Origin of the sequence: Fictibacillus phosphorivorans (assembly GCF_001629705.1) — a bacterium.
GTDB lineage: Bacteria > Bacillota > Bacilli > Bacillales > Fictibacillaceae > Fictibacillus > Fictibacillus phosphorivorans_A.
The window spans coordinates 424,557-443,994 of the sequence record NZ_CP015378.1; the positions used below are offsets into that span (position 1 = coordinate 424,557).

The window sequence follows — 19,438 nt, forward strand, 5'->3', positions numbered from 1 at the left end:
ACTATTTTATTTCCGGTTGTTTTCATTACTAAAATATATTTGGCGGTGAAAGTATGAAGAAGGAACCTTGGTGGAAACGATCCGTTGTGTATCAGATCTATCCAAAGAGCTTTAATGATACGACTGGAAACGGAACAGGCGATATTGAAGGAATTATTGAGAAGTTAGATTATCTAAAGAATTTAGGAGTAGATGTTTTATGGCTAACTCCAATCTATGACTCTCCTCAACGAGATAACGGTTATGACATTCGGGACTATTATAAAATCTTTGAAGATTATGGAACGATGGAAGATTTTGATCGTCTGCTTCATGAGGCACATCAAAGAGATTTGAAGATTATCATGGATATTGTAGTAAATCACACAAGTACAGAGCATGATTGGTTTCAACAGTCGCGACTGTCAAAAGATAATCCATATCGTGATTTTTATATTTGGAAAGATTCTGTTGAAGGGGAGGAGCCTTCAAATTGGGTTTCGAAATTTGGTGGATCAGCTTGGAAGCTTGATGAGGAAACCGGTCAATACTACCTTCACTTATTTGATGTGACACAAGCTGACCTGAACTGGGAAAACACAGAAGTTCGCGAACGTGTTTACGAGATGATGAACTATTGGTTTGAAAAAGGGGTAGACGGCTTCCGTTTAGATGTTATTAACCTAATTTCAAAAAATCAAGATTTCCCTAATGATGATGGCTCTATAGCACCAGGAGACGGACGGAAATTTTACACAGATGGTCCGCGCGTTCATGAATTCATGCAAGAGATGAACAAGGAAGTATTCTCAAAATATGATGTCCTCACAGTAGGTGAGATGTCATCTACAACGATCGATAATTGCATCAAGTATACGAATCCTGAGCGAAACGAATTGAGCATGACGTTCAACTTTCACCATCTAAAAGTCGATTATCCGAACGGTGAAAAATGGAGTATCGCTGATTTTGATTTTCAAAAATTAAAAGAAATTCTTTCGACATGGCAAGTGGAGATGCATAAAGGTGGAGGGTGGAACGCGTTATTTTGGTGTAACCACGATCAGCCGCGCATCGTATCACGTTACGGCGATGACGGTGAATACCGTGTACAATCCGCAAAAATGCTCGCGACTACGATTCATATGATGCAAGGCACACCTTATATTTATCAAGGCGAAGAGTTTGGGATGACAAACCCTAAATTCTCAAAGATTGATCAGTACCGTGATGTAGAGTCGTTAAACATGTTCAATCTATTAAAAGAAGAAGGTTATACCGAAGAGGAAGTTCTAGAGATTCTAAAGCATAAATCACGTGATAATTCCCGTACGCCTGTTCAATGGAATGAGAGTGAAAATGCTGGGTTCACAACAGGAGAACCTTGGATACCGGTTGCGTCAAACTTTAAAGAAATTAACGCCGAAGTAGCCGTAAATGATGAAAACTCTATTTTTTATCATTACCAAAAGCTCAATAAACTAAGAAAAGAAGTAGATGTCATCACATATGGTGATTATCAATTGATTTTAGAGAATCATCCTGAAATTTTTGCTTATGTTCGTAACGCTGAGAATGGTGAGAAACTTCTTGTCGTGAATAATTTCTATGGTAAAAACACGGAATTCGCACTACCAAGTTCCGTCGATTTTACAGGTCTCTCAGCAGAAGTTTTGATCAGTAATTATGAAGGAACACCAGAAGATCTTTCTTCCTTTTCATTACGACCGTACGAATCTGTCGTTTTTCACTTGAAAAAATAATGCTACACTATGAATGGTGAATAATGATGAGAAAAAATAAATTTCAAGAAATCTATCAGGAAATATCTGCACAAATCCAAGAGGGTGTCATAAAAGCTAATACTCAACTTCCATCAGAACATGATTTAGCAGACCAATACGAGACATCGAGGGAAACGGTCAGAAAGGCATTAAATCTTTTATCGCAAAACGGTTTTATTCAAAAAATCCGTGGTAGAGGATCAATCGTCCTTGAGACAAACAAATTTAGCTTTCCTGTTTCGGGATTAGTAAGTTTTCAAGAGTTGTCAGAGTCTATGGGAAAGAACAGTGTAACGACTGTTCATGAATTTGGTTTGATTGAACCGGATGAGTTTCTTCAACAGCAGCTTCAGACAGAACCTGAAGAGCTTACATGGAAAGTGATTCGTTCCCGGCAGCTTGATGGAGAGACCATCATTTTGGACAAAGATTATTTCTTAAAAAAGTACGTACCAAAGCTCACGAAAGAAATTGCTGAACAATCCATTTACGCTTATTTAGAGAATGAGTTAGGACTAAAGATCAGTTTTGCAAAAAAAGAAATTGTCGTTGTAGATTGTACAGCGGAAGATAAAGAATTGTTGGATCTTGATGATTTTAAACATATTGTTGTCGTAAAAAACTATGTGTACCTAGAAGACGCGAGCCTCTTTCAATACACAGAATCTCGTCACCGACTAGATCGTTTCCGATTTGTAGATTTTGCAAGACGGGGAAGATGAATATTTGAAGCAGTAAAAAACACACGAAAACGCAGAGGAAATGAACTCCCTCTGCGTTTTTATTTTCTATAATCCATTTGGACCATCACCGCTATTCCAATTGCTACCTACTTCACCTTGCCTTACGCTAGGGTCGATATTACGGGTATGGTTATCATTTCTTTTCTTTTTTCTGTAATCTATGACATATGCTAAAACTAAAATTCCGATGATAAATAGTAGCAGCCACCACAAAACAAACTCCCCCTTTTAAAGTTGTTCTTAAAATCTAATTTATATCTCCAACATAAGTAAGTTTACTGTCTTTCGAATGGACCATCTCTTTAATCAACGGAATGATCTCTTTAGGATAGTAATTATAATCTGATAGCCGATCGATAGGGAGCCACTCGATTTCTAGTTGAGTAGAATCTGGAGAAAGTGGATGAAAGTGTTTTGGAACCTTCTCTAAGAAAGCTTCGAATATATGCTCTACAATATGTATTCGGTCCTCATCCTTTTGATTCTCAACGTGATTCTTGCTGATAAACTCTCGTACCCATAGCAATGGACCAACCTTCACCTGTACACCAAGCTCTTCCAAGCATTCTCTAATCACGGCATCAGATAAAGTTTCATTAAAATCTTGTCCTCCACCTGGTATAACATATTTCGCTTCATCTTCATTTCCTTTTTTAATCGATAAAACATGATGATCATGAATGATTAATGCTTTTACCGAACTTCTAATCCTGTTCATCTGATCAGCCCCTATAATGTTCTTTTCTTTAATTTACCATGTCTCTCATGTTGACAGCTTCTGTAAAGTTCGATAGTATTAAAACAGTTACTAACACGCTTCAACGCGTAAAAGCGTTTAAGTAAATAAGCGTAAGAAGATGAACGGAGAGATTTACATGAAAAAAGAAATGAAATTACCGGTGGCTCTTGGATTGTTTACAATGATTTTTGCTGTGATGTTCACGAGTCTCGTGTATATAAAAGTTGAACCACATATTCCATTGTTAGCCTGCTTGATCTTATTAGGAGCAGTAGGAGTTGCTTTTGGAGCACAATGGAAGACGATTGAAAAAGGAATATTAAATGGTATCATAGCTGGCTTGCAGCCGATCATGATTCTTTTAACAGTAGGACTTGTTATAGCAAGCTGGATGTTAAGTGGAACAGTTCCTACATTATTATTTTACGGAATGGATATCATTCAGCCTGAATGGTTTGCAGTAAGTGCCCTTATCATTACCGTTATTGTATCTTCTTTTACAGGAAGTTCTTTTACAACTGTTGGTACAGTAGGTGTGGCATTGATGGGTATCAGTCATGTGCTTGGAGTCAATCCAGCATTAGCTGCAGGAGCTATCGTCTCTGGAGCTTGTTTCGGCGACAAAATGTCCCCATTGTCTGACTCAACAAACTTTGCACCAGGAGTCGTTGGCGTAAATATGTTTGAACACATTCGACATATGATGTGGACAACGGTTCCGGCATTCATCCTGACTGCTATTGCCTTTTTCGTACTTGGTGGAAGTGGAGGCAATGCGAATCTTCAAGAGATCAAAGAGATTCAGTCAGTGCTTTCAAATGAGTTCCCAATTCATCTAGTAACTCTAATTTCACCAGTTGTTGTACTCGTTTTGGCGTTTCGTAAACTGCCAATTATACCTATCCTTTTAGCTGGTGTAACAGTGTCAATCATCGTAGGGTTTTTCTTAGTACCAGACCTGACACTGCAAAAAGTTATTAATACTATGCAAAATGGGCTGCAAATTCAGACAGGGAATGAAACAGTCGATACCATCGTTAATAAAGGTGGATTAATGTCCATGATGTGGTCGATCTCACTTGTACTGATCGCATTAGGACTAGGTGGAGTCATCCAAGCGTTAGGAATGTTTGATCTATTGTTTGGAGCTGTAAAAAACACAACTCAAAAAGCGAGCAAGCTAATTGCAACTACCTTAGCATCTTCAGTAGGAATTAATTTACTGGCAGGTGAAATGTACCTTTCCATCTTGTTGCCAGGTCAGGCGCTGAAGGACGCATATATTAAATCCGGGGTTCCACTAAAGAACTTATCTAGAACGGTAGAAGATGGAGGTACACTTGTGAACCCACTCGTTCCCTGGAGTGTGAGTGGTGCATTCTTTGCATCAACATTAGGTGTATCGGTTATCGAATACATTCCATATGCATTATTCTTATGGCTGTCTCCGATGTTTACATTACTTCTAGCTTACACAGGTTGGAGTATCGGTCAAAAAAAAACTGGTTCATTAGAAAATGATCATACAGCGGCATAATGCGATGGTTTAAGAAGCATCTTTATAGGGTGCTTCTTTTCTTTTGACAAATATAAGATCAACCATTATCATTATCAATAACAATAATAAAAAAGGATGATTCTGTATCATGCAAAGCAAAGCAGATTTTATCTTACATCCTGTTCGAATGAAAATTATACAACATCTTTCAAAAGGGCCGGCTACCGTAATGGAATTAAAAGAATGGATATCTGAAGTTCCTCAAGCCACCCTATACAGGCATTTAAATCTACTTAGTAAAAACGAGATCATTTATGTAGTTCAAGAAAAAAAAGTCCGTGGTGCTATAGAACGCACGTATGCTATGAATCAAAATTCAACTTATATTACTGCCGAAGAGGCAGCTAATCTGTCCAAAGAAGAGCACATGAAAATGTTTATGACGTTTGTATCCAGTGTAACTGGCGAGGTGGAAGCTTACTTTAACGGCAATACGGATCTTAAAACAGATATTTTCGGTTATAACCAGTTGGATCTTTATCTAGATGATGAAGAATGGGAAGAATTGAGTCAGGGCATGCAGGATCTTATCGGCAAATATGTACCAAACAGACCTTCAAAGCAAAAAAACAAGGTTAAACTTGTTCAGATGTTAGTGCCTGAACCTAAGAAGAGCAATTAAGAAGAGGAAACGCTGATATATTTAGTAGAATGATTTATACTGTATGTATAACAAAAAATCCCAAGCATAAATACCGTTATCAATAATGATAACATTCATATTAAATTAAAGTTAGGTGATAGAACATGAACATGACCAAATTTTATAGAAATCTTTTTGAACTGAACGGCCACCCAGTCGTTGCACGATCATTAAAAAAATTTGCACAATCTAAAGCAAGTAAACCTTTCATCCCTTCATTCGTAAAACTATATAAAATAAACATCAACGAAGCGACTCGTGAGCTTAAAGAATATCATTCTCTTCACGATGTTTTCATCCGTGATTTACGACCAGATGCTCGCCCCGTTCCTTCAGAAGCTCATGCATTTGTAAGTCCTTGTGACGCTGTGTTATCCGTAGTCGATCATCTTACAGAAGAGAGCCGTTTTACTGTAAAAGGACAAGAATATACGGTTGCTGAATTGTTAGGTTCTGAATCAGAAGCAAAGAAATACAGTGGAGGACAAGTATTTGTTTTCTATTTAAGTCCTACAGATTACCATCAAGTTCATGTTCCAGTTGATGCTGAAGTTGAGTCTGTGTACACACTAGGAAGAGAAGCTGCACCAGTCAACGAACTTGGATTACGTCATGGTCTTAGACCTCTAACACGTAATTACAGATTAGTTACGCAAATGAATGCAAGCGGTCAACCTCTTGCTCATGTTATGGTCGGTGCTTTGAATGTAAATACGATTGAACGTACGAATCATGAATCCGTTGTAAAAAGAGGGGATTCTTTTGGGTATTTCTCGTTTGGTTCTACTGTCGTTTTGTGTATTCCAAAAGGGGCTTTAAAGTTTACAGGAAAAAAAGGAAAAGTTAAGATGGGTGAGCTTCTTGGTGAATGGATTCCGAGAGAAGTTTAAAATAAAATCCTTGCTATCGCTAGAAGTTTGATTTCCGCTCCAGGTTGCTCGCTTTCCATGGGGCGAACGGTGAGCCTCCTGCCGCTTTGCGCCCTTAAGGGTCTCACCTGTCTAGTTGCAGTGGCTAGCCCCTCGAGGTCAAAAGTTAAATGGTCATGAAGGCAAAAAGCGCCTTCCTAGCCCATTCACCTTTTGCTTGTCGGGGCTGAACGAGCCACCTCCACTTTTCGGTCTGACCGCTCGTCCCATAGGAGTCTCGCACCTTGCGCTCCAATCAACTTGCATAGGAAGAGAAAAACATCTTTTGCTAAAAATCTAATTGATAACAACGATTTCAAGATGATCAAACATAAAGTGATTTAGTTAATAAAACATCACATAAGAAAAAGGATAAAACTTCCCGCAATGCGAGTTGGTTTTATCCTTTTGTGTTTCATTTATCTGCCCTCACATCACGCTGCGAGTTCTTTTTTGTCTTCTTGAACTTCTTTTTTCAGTATACCCGCGATAAAAGCGGTAACGACTGAACCGATTAGAATCGCTAATACATATAGCAATGGATTTCCGTTCACGATTGGAATAACGAAGGCTCCTCCATGTGGAGCGGGAAGTCCAATCCCGAATACCATAGATAAAGCACCAGCTACAGCGGAACCGATAACAGCGGCAGGAATTACACGACCAGGATCGGCAGCAGCGAATGGGATAGCACCTTCTGTAATAAAGGAAGCTCCCATAATGTAATTTGTTTTCCCTGCTTCTCGCTCTGCTTTTGTATATTTCTTTTTGAATAATGTTGTTGATAGTGCGAGTCCAAGCGGTGGCACCATACCACCAGCCATAATGGCTGCATGTGGTGCAAAGTTACCTGCATCGATCATCGCGATACCGAATGTGAAAGCTGCTTTATTAATAGGGCCACCCATATCTACAGCCATCATTCCACCTAAAATTAACCCTAAGAATACAAGATTTCCAGTTCCCATCCCTTTTAACCACAACGTTAATGCGTCGTTCAATGCTTTCACGGGTTCAATCACAATGAACATCATGATCAGCCCGGTGAAAAGGATGCCGAATAAAGGATAAAGAAGAACAGGTTTGATTCCTTCTAGTGATTGAGGCAAGCTGCTAAACAACTTTTTTAATCCAAGAACTAAATATCCTGCTAAGAAACCAGCAATTAGTCCGCCAAGGAAACCAGCTCCGCCTGAAGCGGCCATGAATCCTCCGACCATACCAGGCGCAAATCCTGGTCGGTCCGCGATACTCATCGCAATAAAACCTGCTAAAACAGGAATCATCAGAGCAAACGCGTTCCCTCCACCTATCGTGCTGAGCGCTTCAGCGATCGGATGATAAGAAGGATCTTTCGGGTCAGCTGCATTAATTCCGAAAATAAACGAGATGGCAATTAGGATTCCTCCACCAACAACGAAGGGAAGCATGTTGGACACACCGCTCATCAAGTGTTTATAAAACCCAGATCTTCCTGAGGAAGCGGCTTTCTTTTCATCAACATTCGTAGTTTCTCCGTTACTTTTATAAACGGGAGCATCTTGATCTAAAGCTTGCTGAATGAGTTGTTGAGGCTTTCGTATACCTTGAGCAACTGGAACTTGAATCACGTGTTTGCCGTTAAAGCGTTCCATCTCAACTTGTTTATCTGCAGCGACTATGATTGCATGGGCTTCATCAATATCTTTTTTCGTAAGAGCATTTTTAATTCCGCTCGAACCATTGGTTTCAACTTTTAAATGAACGTCCATTTCCTTCGCTTTTGCTTTTAGTGCATCAGCTGCCATGTACGTATGAGCAATACCTGTTGGGCAAGCTGTAACGGCTAGTATTTTTTGTTTCGAAGAAGCAGAAGAGGTAGGGTTTTCTTCTTTCTCTATCTCTTTTTCCTTTGTATCGATCGCATCTAAAATTTCCTTTTCCGTTGCTGCGGATTCAAGACTTTTTCTGAAGTTAGGGTCCATTAAAAAGCTAGAAAGTCTAGAAAGTGTTGCTAAATGATCATTGTTCGCTCCTTCATATGCGGCGATCATAAAGAAAAGATGTGCGTTCTGGCCATCCAAAGATTCATAGTCGATACCATCGGTTGAACGTCCGAAAGCGATAGCCGGCTCGCTAACCGCATTCGTTTTTGCATGTGGTATGGCTATTCCTTCTCCGATTCCCGTCGTACTTTGGCTTTCTCTTGCTAATATCGCTTCTTTATATGCTTCTTTATCATTTAATTTCCCAGCTGTATAGAGTTTCTCAATCAGTTCATCTATGACGGCTTCTTTCGATTGAGACTGTAAGTTTAATAAGATTGTATCTTTTGTTAATACATCTGTAATTTTCATCTTAATGCCTCCTTATTACAGTATTTCTTCTATAATGATCTGTTTTCGTAAAGATTCTACCTGTTCTAGTGTGCACAGGTCTTCTGAAAAAGCAGTAGCACTTCCTGCAGCAACTCCATATAAGAACGCGGTAGCATAGTCGCGTTCTTGGGTGATCTGAGAAAGAAAACCGGCTACAACAGAATCACCAGCACCCACTGAATTCTTAACGGTTCCATCGGGTACGTTTGATACGAGAACGCTATCTTTGTTGAGAAAGATTGCACCATCTCCAGCCATAGAAACGATGACATTCTGTACACCGGCTTCCAACAGCTTCTTCCCATAAAAAATAGCATCTTCTTTCGTGTGGACGTTTGTTTGAAAAAGTTCCCCAAGTTCATGGTGATTGGGCTTAATCAAAAATGGCTGATGCTTTAAGGCCTTACGAAGCGGTTCTCCAGCAGCATCAATGACAACATGAATTCCTTTGTCCTTACACTTCTTAGCAATATCGGCATAAAAATCATCAGAGATTGATGGGGGAATGCTTCCTGCTAGAAGAAGGAAATCACCTTTACTCATGTTATTGATTTTTTGAAGTAAATTTTGCTGGTTTTCCATAGAGATTACAGGTCCTTGACCATTAATCTCCGTTTCTTTATGAGACTTGAGCTTTACATTAATTCTTGTAACTTCTGAAACTTCTATAAAATCATGCTGAATGTGATCTTGTGTTAAAAAGTCTTTAATAAAAGCACCTGTAAAACCACCAGTGAAACCAAGTGCAGTACTTTCTATCCCAAGGTGTTTCAGCACTCGTGAAACGTTGATTCCTTTTCCTCCGGGATAAATAAATGTATCTGATGTGCGGTTTATCTGTCCTTCTTTAAAATCCTCCACTCGAGCTAAATAATCAATGGACGGATTCAGTGTGCAAGTATATATCATGATGTCACAACCTTTATTTCTGTCTTGTCTTGAAAATCATAGATGACGTCATCATCAATATCGTCTGTTATTATGATCGCCTCATTTAATTCTGCTACTTTTGAAAACGAAGTCTCATGAAACTTCGTATGGTCAGCTAATATGAATGCTTTTTGTGAAAGGGAAATCGCTAATCCTTTTACTGCCGCCTCTTCCGGATCGGGTGTAGTGTAACCGGCCTCGATGTGAATGCCGTTCATCCCAAGGAATACCTTGTCAAACCGATAGGCACTTAAACTTTTAATCGCACTGCTTCCTACAAGTGCTTTTGTTTTAGACTTAACAAGACCGCCTATTAAGTAAGTCTTAATCTCGTGTTCACTTAAAGCTTCAAGGTGGGAGATGGCATTCGTTACAACTGTGATCTCTTTGTTCATTAGATGAGGAATCATCTTAAGTGTTGTCGTGCCTGCATCGAGATAGATGCAATCCCCAGTCTCGATTAAATCGCAAGCATATTGTGCAATTCTTTCTTTTTCTAAAGCGTTTCTCTCGGATTTTTCAAAAACGCTCAATTCTTCGCTTTTTTGGTGAGTAAGTGATGCTCCTCCATGTACGCGTTTTAACTTCTTTTCTCTCTGCAACTGACTTAGATCTCTGCGTATCGTAGACTCAGAGGATGCTGTTGCTTCTACGAGTTCTTGTATAGTTACTACTGACTTTTCGCCTAATACTTCAATAATCTTACGATGTCTTTCAGGTGTAAGCATCCTGACACCTCCAAATGTTCTTTATCTTTGACATCATTGTAACGTAAGCCCTTACATTTTTCAATCACAAACAACCAAAAATAATCAAAAACAACCATAGCCAAAGTATTCCATTTCTTTTTGGTATAATGAGAGTACATAAAAAGCTGAAGGTTGTGAGAAGCGTGAGTAGTATTGAATTACATACAGATTATCCTAAAACGAGGGTGACTTTAGCAGAGAATCTTCGATTATTAGGCCTGAAAAAAGGAATGACCGTTATCGTTCACTCTAGCTTGAAGTCACTGGGTTGGGTTGTAGGGGGACCTGTTGCAGTTGTACAAGCGTTAATGGACGTTATTACAGAAGAAGGAACATTGGTTATGCCTACACATACGGCTCATTATTCTGATCCGGCAGGATGGCTGAATCCACCGGTACCAAAGGATTGGTGGCCGACAATCATAGAAGAGATGCCTGCGTTTGATCCAGCTGTAACACCAACATATTTTATGGGAGCGATTGTAGAAGCATTTCGCACGTTTCCGGGTGTAATAAGAAGCAATCATCCAACAGAATCTTTTGCTGCATGGGGCAAAAATAAAGAAACGATCATAAACGATCATTCAGTGGATTTCGGTTTAGGGGAACAGTCACCTCTTGGGAGAGTTTATGAACTTCAGGGCCATGTTCTTCTGATAGGTGTAGGCTATGATTCGAATACCTCCATGCACTTAGCCGAACATCGCGTACCATCACCAAAAACAGAACAAAATGCTGGCCCACTATTTAGCGATGGAAAAAGAGTATGGAAGTCGTTCACTCAAATTTCTTATCGAGAGGAGTTGTTCGAAGAGATTGGAGAGGTTTACGAGCAAAATAATTATCCCGTCAAAAAAGGAAAAGTAGGAATGGCTGATTGTCGATTGATCCCACAGAGAGAACTCGTGGACTTTACAGAGAATTGGCTGAGTCAGTATGACCAAAGTAATAAACCGATTGAGCATGCTTAATGTTGTGAAAAGAAGGGTATGTTTAGTAGCAAATCCAATGAAATGAGGGAATTGCGATGAGGCGTTCCGTTCCAGCCACAATTATTTCATTCATAGTAGGCATCATTCAGCTAATCTTAATTTTACGTTTTATTTTTCAACTGTTTAATGCAAATGAAGGAGCAGCTTTCGCCCAGCTCATATATGGTCTGAGCCAACCGCTTCTTTTACCATTTGCAGCACTCTTCCCAAACATCGAACTAGCCAATGGATTCGTGATCGAACTGTCAACGATCGTTGCAATCATTGTGTATGGTGTAGTCGGCATGTTGCTGAAAAGACTATTCTCAGTGAAAAAAGTAGATCACGTTCAGCGTGAAACAGTTATTAGAGAAGAACCCGTTGTCAGAGACGAGGCAACGACTAGAGAAAAGAGAATTATCCGAGAAGAAAGAAGATAAAACCAGAAAACGTACACCAGCAAGTTAGGTGTACGTTTTTTTGTTATTAAAATTAATTTCTCAAGAAGTGTTGCTATTGGATCTTGTTTTCCTTACTTCATCATTGCAAGTTGATTGAAGCGTAAGGTTGCCGACTCCTGCGGGACTGGCGGTCAGGTGAGACCCTTAAGGGCGCAAAGCGGCAAGGGGCTCACCGCCTGCCCCGCGGAAAGCGAGCAACCTGGAGCGGAAATTAACCACATTCAAAACCCACTATAAACACTAAAAGGAAGTTTGAAAACTTATATATTATGCAATCGTAATAACTTCATATGTAGCAGATAATTCTACAAAATGTGCCATTCCTGAAATTTCTCCAGCCGCAAGCTCATTTTCTACTTTATAGTGATCAACACAAGTCTTGCAGGCGAACACTTTAACACCCTTATCTTCTATTTCTTTTAGATGCAGCGAACATAAAGACTGCTCTGTGAGGCAATAAACACCACGATTCATGAAAAAGATCGCAGCTGGAAGATCGGATTGCTGCTTCAAAACCGTAAAATACGTTTCCATTACGTTTTCTCCAAGAGCAGGATCGTTACCAGTACCAAATGAATCAGTTGTTACAAGAATGATTTTGTTCTGCACGTCAAATCACGCCTCTCTCATATTCTTTTGGCGTTAGCCAATATCTTTGTGTGAATTATACCACGCTTTGTTTAAACAAAGTCAGAGTTTGTTATGCTAGAAAGAGGAGGCTGATGGTTATGAATGAATCACTTTTTAACGTTATCGAAAAAGAAGAAGGACGTCGAGCAACTTTTGAAGTCCTTGAATATAAGCAGTTGCCTGTAACAAGTGCAGGTTCAAGTTCTTCTTACTACGCCAAAGAAACGGGAATATCGTTAAAACAAGTTCGGATCACATTGCGCCAAGGAGCGGTTCAAGCTGAAGCGGGAGCTTTGCAGTTTATGAAAGGTGATCTTGGTTTGAAGAGCAATGCTGGTGGAGTTGGAGGGTTCATGAAGAAGATGGCTTCCAATATCTTAACGGAAGAATCTCTTTTCAAACCATTATATGAAGGTACCGGAGAAATTTATTTAGAGCCCTCGTATGGTCATTACTTATTATTAAACTTAAACGACGAAGAAGTTGTTGCAGATCGCGGAATGTTTTATGCGGCAGAACCGTCTGTGCAATTGGGTGTAGCTAGACAAAAACTAACGTCTTCTATAAAAGGAGAGGATGGCCTGTTTCAAACGAGATTAAGAGGCTCAGGATTTTGTGTGCTTCAGAGTCCAGTTCCTCTTCAACAGATCATGAAGATACAGCTTCATGATGAAAAACTGCAAGTGGATGGTAACTTTGCGCTCTTAAGAAAAGGAGATATCGATTTTTCTGTAAAACGAGCATCCTCTTCTATCATTGGATCTGCGACAAGTGGTGAAGGTTACTTGCACGTTTTTGAAGGAACCGGCGAGGTGTGGATCGCACCAACACTAGGAAGATAAAAGAAAAGCTGACAGAAAAGGATAAACATATGCCTTTCTGTCAGCATTTTTTATAGGCATTAATATACATAAGAAAATGAAATGTTGCACCTACTCTTCAAACTGCCCGTTACTGTTAAATACATTGGCAGTATTGTTGGCATTACTGCCTTTCTCAACTCTATTATCACTTGAATCATTTACGACTTGTATAGGAACAGTCGGATTCATAACTTCTCCACCATTTTTGTTAACGGAAATGGTTAAGATGCCATTCGTATATTGGGCTTTCACATCTTCGTTTCGAAACATAAAAGGCAGTTGGACAAACCTCTCCGTTCGTTTCATTGCCTTCCTTTGCTGAAAATGCCCCGTTCGTTTGTTTTTTGTTGACCGAATTTCTTCCCGCTGTGCTTTAATCTGAAGTCCTTGATTGAGGATCTCGATCTGAAGGTCTTCAGGGTTATAGTCTTTTAGGTTCGCGCGAATTTTGTATTCGTCTGTTGTCTCTTCTGTATCCACTTCAAACGACATCTGGTCTGCAAATTTCTCGAACTGATTGAGCCCTTTGCTGACGTATTGGTCAAAAGAATTTAGCCAGTCATCCATAGAACGGTTATTAAAAAATGGCATCAATGGACCCTTGCCTAACATACTTATACCTCCTAAGCATTGCCGGCATTATTCGAATCGAAAATATCAGGATCTAATGTGTTTGTTGCGTTAACTACGTTTGTTGTTTGTATAAAATTCCCTGTGTTTCCTCCGCCAGATCCGTTGTATCCTTTGCCTGTTGATTTGGGATTGATGACGAGCGTATCGCCAAAATTCACAACCCCTTCTGCCGCATTAATATTAATAGGAGCTACAATTAAACAGGGCACTTTTAGCACCTCCCTTTTTGTATAAAAATAACGATTGTGACGTCGTCCTTTACAGATAAGTTATGTAGGTAGAAGCCTAAAGGTGAATGGAAACGTTTAGGCACAAAAGATTGGGCGTATGCATAACATGTGAGAAGTACTTGAAAGTGGGGATGAACGTATATGCCAGCAATTGTGGGATCTGTATCAGTAAACTCCATATCGAGCGGCAGCGTTTTTCATGTGGGAGACGTCCAGACCATATGCCCAGTCAGTTACGCAAAAACGTATGCAGGTGCAGGATCTTTCAATACGGGGGATAATCTTCGTCTGGAGAACGGCTATAATGTAACGTTTACACAAGATCCTGATGTAAATGACAGTAATGCAGCAGCAAATTTTTAAACAACAAGCAAATTCCTTAGGTAGAAGGCATACATCTAACTAAGGAGCTGATTGTATGAATGAAGAGAGCAATTATTACTTGAGCAAGCTACAACAGATGATTCTCGATCAGAATGATAAGATTAGCGACTTGGAAGAGCAGATAAAAGCATTAAAGAGAAAGGTAAGTGATCTATCCTCTCAACCTCAAAATGTAGAATATAAGTTTGATCAATTAAAGATAGAAAAACTTGAAGGTACCCTGCACATTGGACTCGGGTCTTCAGCTGATAGCAAAGACTTGATCGAACAGTTCAATATTGGTCAGAATACCCTTCAGATGCCTGGAAAGATGGAACGAAGTACGATTGAAAATCCAAACTACCGAGAGATGATTCAAGTGATGGATGGCTTTTTTGAGAAAGAAGCTCCTGTTTATTTAAAGTCACTTGAAAGTAAAATGAACGTTCCTTTAGATGAACCTTATCGAATCTTCATATTAGAAGATGTACAGCGCCAAGTTCCAGGGCGGATCAAGCACTATCTCACAAAATATGAGCCAAAAGATGAGCGGGGCAGAAGAGATATCATTCAAAAAACAAAAGAGGATATCTATCGTGGTATCGAGACGTTTATCGTACATTTACGAGATTCTAAGTCTACTGGAGGAGATGAGAGTGAAATTTTGCGTAACCAATCATGAGTTATTTGTTGGAGAGATTCACATTATCGGTGTAGGGCTATCGTCAGTGGTATTAATCGGAGACACAGATTGTATCAGTCTAGGATCTGCATTCGACACACCTCCGGAATCTTTAGTCTTAGGTACTACACTCGTTCCTCTATAGAGGTGTATGATGTATCGAACATCTGTCGTTGACTGTATCGTATTGAATTCTCTCGCTAACTCAGGTGTTTTGCAAACGGGAGACACTGACAAAATCAATAGTTTTTCTGCAGCTCTGGCTATCCAGAGAGAAAGTACAAAGTATGGAACGTTCAATGTTCCATACAGCAAATATAAAGTTTTTTCACAGCCGGTATTGGTTCCAGTTTGTCCGGTGTATAAGGTAAAACAAACGTATCATGCGAATCCTTATATTCGAGTTGGGAAAATAGATATTCTTGGGGTGTCCAGTTCATCAATCCTTCATATTGGTTCGGTTAATGATATAAAACTTCAATCTCGTGTTAAACATGTTCGTAATTTTTTTACGAATCCTTATCCGGAAAGTGAGGAGGAGGAAATATGAACCTTTTTGTTAGTCAGACGATCGTCATTCAACAGATAAGAGTAGATGGCATACAAAACTCATCTGTGCTCCAAATAGGAAGCGCGGGGGTTATACAGCCGATATCGCAATTATTTAACACAGGCGGTTTTACAGGTCCTGCCCCTCAGATTCCGGATCCGGATACTGCTCCTTCTGTTCCTTTAGGGCCGCCTTCATAAGAGGTGATTGAATTGGACACTTGGAAACAAATGATGGACTGGAAAAGGATGGCCGAAGAATATTTTGGTGATCAGTTCTTTACACCGAATCAAAATCAAAGGTCGACTAATAATCAAAATAATGAGAGTCCTCTTTGCAACATCTATGACACACCACAAGAAATTTGCTGTGTATTGGCACTGCCTGGTTTGAATCGTACAGAGGATGTTGAAGTTATGGTCGATCCGTTTAAACTGACCGTACAAGGAAAGTTATCGCTGACGTTAGATTCCTATCACTTAAGTTCGGAGGAATTTCAACTCGGTGCTTTTCATCGAGAGATTCATTTACCAGAAAGAGTTCTTCAAGAGCCTGTTCAGGCTTTTTATCGAAAAGGGTTATTATTCATTCGCTTACTAAAAGATACAAGACCTGGAGCAAATCAGCGAAAAGTAAATCTAAACTGGGTGCAAGAATAGTAGTAAACGTGTTCTTGACGACCATATATGTACTACCTTACAATAAAGGAAAACAACGGAAGGAACAGGTGTATACGTCCAATGCGCAATTAATCTGATTTTAGCCATTTACTTGAATAAAAAAGTAGAACGCTAGATAGGATTTCTCTGCCCATTTTTAGGACTTCATTACAGGCCTGTTTTTTTGTTGCAAAAAGACGTGTTATTGCGTGTTTTTTTGTGATACTTATTTTGGCTTGGGGCAGACCTCTCTAGTTAATAGGGGAGGTTTTTTTGTGCTTTTATTAGAGGCGAAGCAATTAGAAAAATCGTATGATGGAAAATTAATTATAAAGCAAACAGAGCCGTTTCAACTTTTTACTAATGACCGAGTAGGTCTTGTTGGTTTGAACGGCACCGGAAAATCAACGTTTCTTAAATTACTAGCAGAAACTGAGGATAGAGATGCAGGGGCCGTACATCATTACGGATCACTTGCAATCGTTAGCCAGTTTGACCAAGAAGAGCAATGTCTCACTTCCAAGAGTGAAGCGGCTTGGAACCTGCAAGGCAAAAAGTATGACACGATGAGCGGTGGTGAAAGAACGCGTACTCAAATCGCTGCTGCTCTAGAACAAGATCCAGATATCCTTATCTTAGATGAACCTACATCTCATCTTGATGTCGACGGAATGGATCAACTTGCAGATGAACTTTTACGTTTTAAAGGAGCACTTTTGCTTGTGTCACATGACCGTGCATTTCTAGATACGGTATGCACAAAGATCGTCGAAATCGATCACCAAACGTTCGCAACATATCCTGGTAACTATTCAGATTATCTGATTCAAAAAGATCAACAACTCAAACGAAAACACTTTGAATACGAACAGTATGTTAAAGAAAAAACAAGACTTGAGAGAACGGCTAAGGAAAAAGCATCTAAAGCGAGAGACTTGAAGAACAAACCAACTCGCATGTCTTATAGTGAAGCAAAGCTAGGAAAAGGAAAACTTCAAAATGCAAAGCGTTCACTTGAGAAGAAATCGAAGGTTATTGAGAAAAGGATCGAGATGCTCGATAAGAAGGAAAAGCCAAAGAAGCAACAGAATGTGGAATTCGATATACAACGATTTCCTAAGGTTCATGGAAAACAAGTCTTAGCTGTTAAAGATCTTTCTTTAAGGTTTGATGAAAAACCACTGGTTCAAAATCTTACATTCTCTGTAAAACCGGGGATGAAGATCGTTTTAACAGGCAAGAACGGAACCGGAAAATCCACCTTACTTCAAGAAATCTATAAAGGAAATGAAGCGATTGAAAAGTCTAATCAGCTTAAAGTCGGCTACTTCCATCAGCATCTTAATATTTTGGATCCACAAAAAAGTATTCTTGAGAACGTGATGGAACGTAGTCTGTACGATGAAACATGGGTTAGAACCATATTAGCAAGAATGTTATTTAAACGTGAAGATGTCTTTAAAAGAGTAGATGTATTGAGTGGCGGTGAAAAGATGAAGACTGCTCTCGCAAAACTTTTCTTAAGTGACTACAATGTATTGTTACTAGATGAACCTTCAAATTACTTAGATTTGTTTACAAGAGAAGCGTTAGAAGAGGTCTTAGTAGCCTATCCTGGTACGTTTATCTTGGCTACTCATGACAGACGCTTAATGGAAAAGACAGCCACTCATATTCTAGAGCTGCAGTCATCGAAAGCATTTTGGTTTGAAGGAAACTATAAAGAGTTTACGATGCGAAACGGAATCCGAAATGAGCATCATTACGATGAAGATGAGTTGCTCAAGATGCAGTTTGAGATGACAGAACTGATCAGTCAACTTTCTGTTTGTTCAGAACTCAGCAAAAAAGAGGAGCTCGATCGCCGATATAATGACGTACTGCATAGAATGAATAAGTTCAGATCATAAAGAAGTAGAGCCGTTCAAAATGAGCGGCTCTACTTCTTTTTATCTACTTTTATGGGTGGTTCTTCTTGATCGGTGATTCCTGAATCATAGCCGATCTGATTTAAATCCTTTTCATCGGCCACTGTACCTCCGGCCATTCCTTCGTTCATCATTCGGTCAACGTCTAAGTACAGATCTTTTTTACCTTCATTTTCTTTATCTTTTTTAACCATGTTAATCAGCCTTTCTGTTTTGAACTAGTATTAGAATGTCCTATTTTGAAACTTAATTGCAGTCAAGCCGTATAAAAAATAAGTGAAAATCGAATATATGTAGATTCAAATATAAGAAAAAAAGAAATGAGGAGATCATATGAAAAAGACATTATTGGCTGTTCTTTTATCGTTCAGTCTCACGGGATGTTCGGCAGCGGAAGACGTTACGAACGGAATTAATTATGTACCAGAAGCAACAGAATACATTAACGATGTGCAACAATTCTCAAAAGAAATTCCTTCGTTAGCGGAGAAAGCTGTCTCAGATCAAAATGCACGAGTAGAGTTAGAGAAGGCGCTTCAAGAAATGAATACAACGATTGAAGAGTTTAATGAACTATCCCCACCATCTGTATTCAAAGATATTCATAATCAGGTGATGGAGCATAATCAAACGTTCCAAGATGGAATAGATCAGTATCTGACAGCGGTAGAGAACGGAGAAATAACTCCTGACTTCTTAGAGAAAAGCGGTTTGTTAGATGACGTCAAAGTATATACGGACTTGTTGAACGATATTAAGCAATTAGGCGAGTAATTCTTTTTTCTTACTTTTACACATTTTCTTAAAATTTCATGTTACATTTCGACTAAATTCGGGAATATGACAATGAGATAATTGGTGAGGGTGGGTAAAAGAATGGACGACTATCATATTAAGATTGAAGATTATATGCAGCTATTGAAGAAAAGATACAAAAAAGGCAGACTTCAGGCGAAACAATATCGAAAACGTTTAGAGCTCATTCATCTTTGGCACATGCGCGGTGTGGTCAAAGTGCCAAAGGAATAACTTGAAAATAACCAGTCTTTGACGATAAATGTATAAACACGACTAGTCT

General features: G+C 39.3%; 26 protein-coding genes. 17 read left to right on the top strand and 9 right to left on the bottom strand.

The features are described 5' to 3' along the window. Positions 1-53 precede the first annotated feature (53 nt). Together treC and treR are read left to right on the top strand one after the other, a co-directional pair. Positions 54-1,742, top strand: coding sequence for an alpha,alpha-phosphotrehalase (treC, locus tag ABE65_RS02220; protein ID WP_066391033.1), 1,689 nt, complete (start codon positions 54-56; stop codon positions 1,740-1,742). Positions 1,743-1,768: 26 nt separating this feature from the next. Continuing rightward, on the top strand, positions 1,769-2,485 hold the full coding sequence (gene treR, locus ABE65_RS02225; protein ID WP_066391034.1) for a trehalose operon repressor: 717 nt from the start codon (positions 1,769-1,771) through the stop codon (positions 2,483-2,485). Positions 2,486-2,551: 66 nt separating this feature from the next. Here treR and ABE65_RS21715 read toward each other — a convergent pair whose 3' ends face one another. Both ABE65_RS21715 and ABE65_RS02230 read right to left on the bottom strand, forming a co-directional pair. Then, positions 2,552-2,719 (bottom strand): hypothetical protein, encoded by a 168-nt coding sequence (locus ABE65_RS21715; RefSeq protein ID WP_156499102.1) that lies wholly within the window; start codon positions 2,717-2,719, stop codon positions 2,552-2,554. A 34-nt stretch (positions 2,720-2,753) separates the two neighbouring features. Beyond that, complete coding sequence (locus ABE65_RS02230) at positions 2,754-3,224, bottom strand: NUDIX domain-containing protein (protein ID WP_066391035.1); 471 nt, start codon at positions 3,222-3,224, stop codon at positions 2,754-2,756. Positions 3,225-3,381: 157 nt separating this feature from the next. On the opposite strand from ABE65_RS02230, the gene nhaC reads away from it, so the two are divergent. From nhaC to ABE65_RS02245, 3 genes are all read left to right on the top strand, one after another. Then, a complete protein-coding gene (nhaC, locus tag ABE65_RS02235) occupies positions 3,382-4,782 on the top strand; it encodes a Na+/H+ antiporter NhaC (protein ID WP_066391036.1) in 1,401 nt (466 codons plus the stop codon). 109 nt (positions 4,783-4,891) lie between these two features. Continuing rightward, on the top strand, positions 4,892-5,425 hold the full coding sequence (locus ABE65_RS02240) for a helix-turn-helix domain-containing protein (RefSeq protein WP_082861242.1): 534 nt from the start codon (positions 4,892-4,894) through the stop codon (positions 5,423-5,425). 125 nt (positions 5,426-5,550) lie between these two features. Next, positions 5,551-6,336: a phosphatidylserine decarboxylase gene (locus ABE65_RS02245; RefSeq protein WP_066391042.1), complete on the top strand. Its 786-nt coding sequence runs from the start codon at positions 5,551-5,553 to the stop codon at positions 6,334-6,336. A 452-nt stretch (positions 6,337-6,788) separates the two neighbouring features. Here the strand turns inward: ABE65_RS02245 and ABE65_RS02250 are convergent, their stop codons facing one another. From ABE65_RS02250 to ABE65_RS02260, 3 genes are read right to left on the bottom strand one after another with little or no spacing between them, the layout of a single operon-like run. Then, positions 6,789-8,690, bottom strand: a complete 1,902-nt coding sequence (locus tag ABE65_RS02250; RefSeq protein WP_066391049.1) for a PTS fructose transporter subunit IIABC — start codon at positions 8,688-8,690, stop codon at positions 6,789-6,791. Positions 8,691-8,705: 15 nt separating this feature from the next. Continuing rightward, entirely contained in the window at positions 8,706-9,620 is a 915-nt protein-coding gene (gene pfkB, locus ABE65_RS02255; RefSeq protein WP_066391051.1) for a 1-phosphofructokinase, read from the bottom strand. Continuing rightward, entirely contained in the window at positions 9,617-10,369 is a 753-nt protein-coding gene (locus tag ABE65_RS02260) for a DeoR/GlpR family DNA-binding transcription regulator (RefSeq protein ID WP_066391053.1), read from the bottom strand. The genes pfkB and ABE65_RS02260 overlap by 4 nt, the downstream gene beginning before the upstream one ends. 128 nt (positions 10,370-10,497) lie before the next feature. Between ABE65_RS02260 and ABE65_RS02265 the strand changes: the two genes are divergently transcribed. Together ABE65_RS02265 and ABE65_RS02270 are read left to right on the top strand one after the other, a co-directional pair. Continuing rightward, the gene (locus tag ABE65_RS02265) at positions 10,498-11,361 is read left to right on the top strand and encodes an AAC(3) family N-acetyltransferase (protein ID WP_066391054.1); all 864 of its coding nucleotides are present in this window, start codon (positions 10,498-10,500) and stop codon (positions 11,359-11,361) included. Positions 11,362-11,417: 56 nt separating this feature from the next. After that, the gene (locus ABE65_RS02270; RefSeq protein WP_066391056.1) at positions 11,418-11,801 is read left to right on the top strand and encodes a YggT family protein; all 384 of its coding nucleotides are present in this window, start codon (positions 11,418-11,420) and stop codon (positions 11,799-11,801) included. 288 nt (positions 11,802-12,089) lie between these two features. Here the strand turns inward: ABE65_RS02270 and ABE65_RS02275 are convergent, their stop codons facing one another. Then, positions 12,090-12,431: a DsrE family protein gene (locus ABE65_RS02275; protein ID WP_066391058.1), complete on the bottom strand. Its 342-nt coding sequence runs from the start codon at positions 12,429-12,431 to the stop codon at positions 12,090-12,092. Positions 12,432-12,550: 119 nt separating this feature from the next. Here ABE65_RS02275 and ABE65_RS02280 point away from each other — a divergent pair, with 119 nt between their 5' ends. After that, positions 12,551-13,294 carry an AIM24 family protein gene (locus ABE65_RS02280; protein ID WP_066391059.1) on the top strand — a complete coding sequence of 248 codons (744 nt, stop codon included), beginning with the start codon at positions 12,551-12,553 and terminating at the stop codon, positions 13,292-13,294. Positions 13,295-13,384: 90 nt separating this feature from the next. On the opposite strand, the gene ABE65_RS02285 is transcribed toward ABE65_RS02280, so the two are convergent. Continuing rightward, entirely contained in the window at positions 13,385-13,927 is a 543-nt protein-coding gene (locus tag ABE65_RS02285) for an Hsp20/alpha crystallin family protein (protein WP_066391060.1), read from the bottom strand. 11 nt (positions 13,928-13,938) lie between these two features. Next, positions 13,939-14,157 (bottom strand): spore germination protein, encoded by a 219-nt coding sequence (locus ABE65_RS02290; protein WP_066391061.1) that lies wholly within the window; start codon positions 14,155-14,157, stop codon positions 13,939-13,941. Positions 14,158-14,319: 162 nt separating this feature from the next. On the opposite strand from ABE65_RS02290, the gene ABE65_RS02295 reads away from it, so the two are divergent. The 7 genes from ABE65_RS02295 (at position 14,320) to abc-f (ending at position 18,342) form a co-directional block, all read left to right on the top strand. After that, positions 14,320-14,541, top strand: coding sequence for a spore germination protein (locus ABE65_RS02295; RefSeq protein WP_066391062.1), 222 nt, complete (start codon positions 14,320-14,322; stop codon positions 14,539-14,541). Positions 14,542-14,596: 55 nt separating this feature from the next. Continuing rightward, positions 14,597-15,223 carry a spore germination protein GerPC gene (gerPC, locus tag ABE65_RS02300; RefSeq protein ID WP_066391063.1) on the top strand — a complete coding sequence of 209 codons (627 nt, stop codon included), beginning with the start codon at positions 14,597-14,599 and terminating at the stop codon, positions 15,221-15,223. Continuing rightward, positions 15,192-15,368, top strand: coding sequence for a spore gernimation protein GerPD (locus ABE65_RS02305; RefSeq protein WP_082861244.1), 177 nt, complete (start codon positions 15,192-15,194; stop codon positions 15,366-15,368). The genes gerPC and ABE65_RS02305 overlap by 32 nt, the downstream gene beginning before the upstream one ends. 6 nt (positions 15,369-15,374) lie before the next feature. After that, positions 15,375-15,773 (top strand): spore germination protein GerPE, encoded by a 399-nt coding sequence (locus ABE65_RS02310; protein ID WP_066391065.1) that lies wholly within the window; start codon positions 15,375-15,377, stop codon positions 15,771-15,773. Beyond that, positions 15,770-15,973 carry a spore germination protein GerPB gene (locus ABE65_RS02315; RefSeq protein WP_066391066.1) on the top strand — a complete coding sequence of 68 codons (204 nt, stop codon included), beginning with the start codon at positions 15,770-15,772 and terminating at the stop codon, positions 15,971-15,973. The genes ABE65_RS02310 and ABE65_RS02315 overlap by 4 nt, the downstream gene beginning before the upstream one ends. 12 nt (positions 15,974-15,985) lie before the next feature. Continuing rightward, positions 15,986-16,432, top strand: coding sequence for an Hsp20/alpha crystallin family protein (locus tag ABE65_RS02320; protein WP_066391067.1), 447 nt, complete (start codon positions 15,986-15,988; stop codon positions 16,430-16,432). Positions 16,433-16,707: 275 nt separating this feature from the next. Next, positions 16,708-18,342 carry a ribosomal protection-like ABC-F family protein gene (gene abc-f, locus ABE65_RS02325; protein WP_066391069.1) on the top strand — a complete coding sequence of 545 codons (1,635 nt, stop codon included), beginning with the start codon at positions 16,708-16,710 and terminating at the stop codon, positions 18,340-18,342. 29 nt (positions 18,343-18,371) lie between these two features. On the opposite strand, the gene ABE65_RS02330 is transcribed toward abc-f, so the two are convergent. Next, on the bottom strand, positions 18,372-18,554 hold the full coding sequence (locus ABE65_RS02330; protein WP_066391071.1) for a hypothetical protein: 183 nt from the start codon (positions 18,552-18,554) through the stop codon (positions 18,372-18,374). 139 nt (positions 18,555-18,693) lie between these two features. On the opposite strand from ABE65_RS02330, the gene ABE65_RS02335 reads away from it, so the two are divergent. Continuing rightward, positions 18,694-19,134, top strand: a complete 441-nt coding sequence (locus tag ABE65_RS02335) for a DUF6376 family protein (protein ID WP_066391073.1) — start codon at positions 18,694-18,696, stop codon at positions 19,132-19,134. A gap of 102 nt (positions 19,135-19,236) precedes the next feature. Further along, on the top strand, positions 19,237-19,389 hold the full coding sequence (locus tag ABE65_RS21720; protein ID WP_153238238.1) for a hypothetical protein: 153 nt from the start codon (positions 19,237-19,239) through the stop codon (positions 19,387-19,389). Positions 19,390-19,438: the final 49 nt, after the last annotated feature.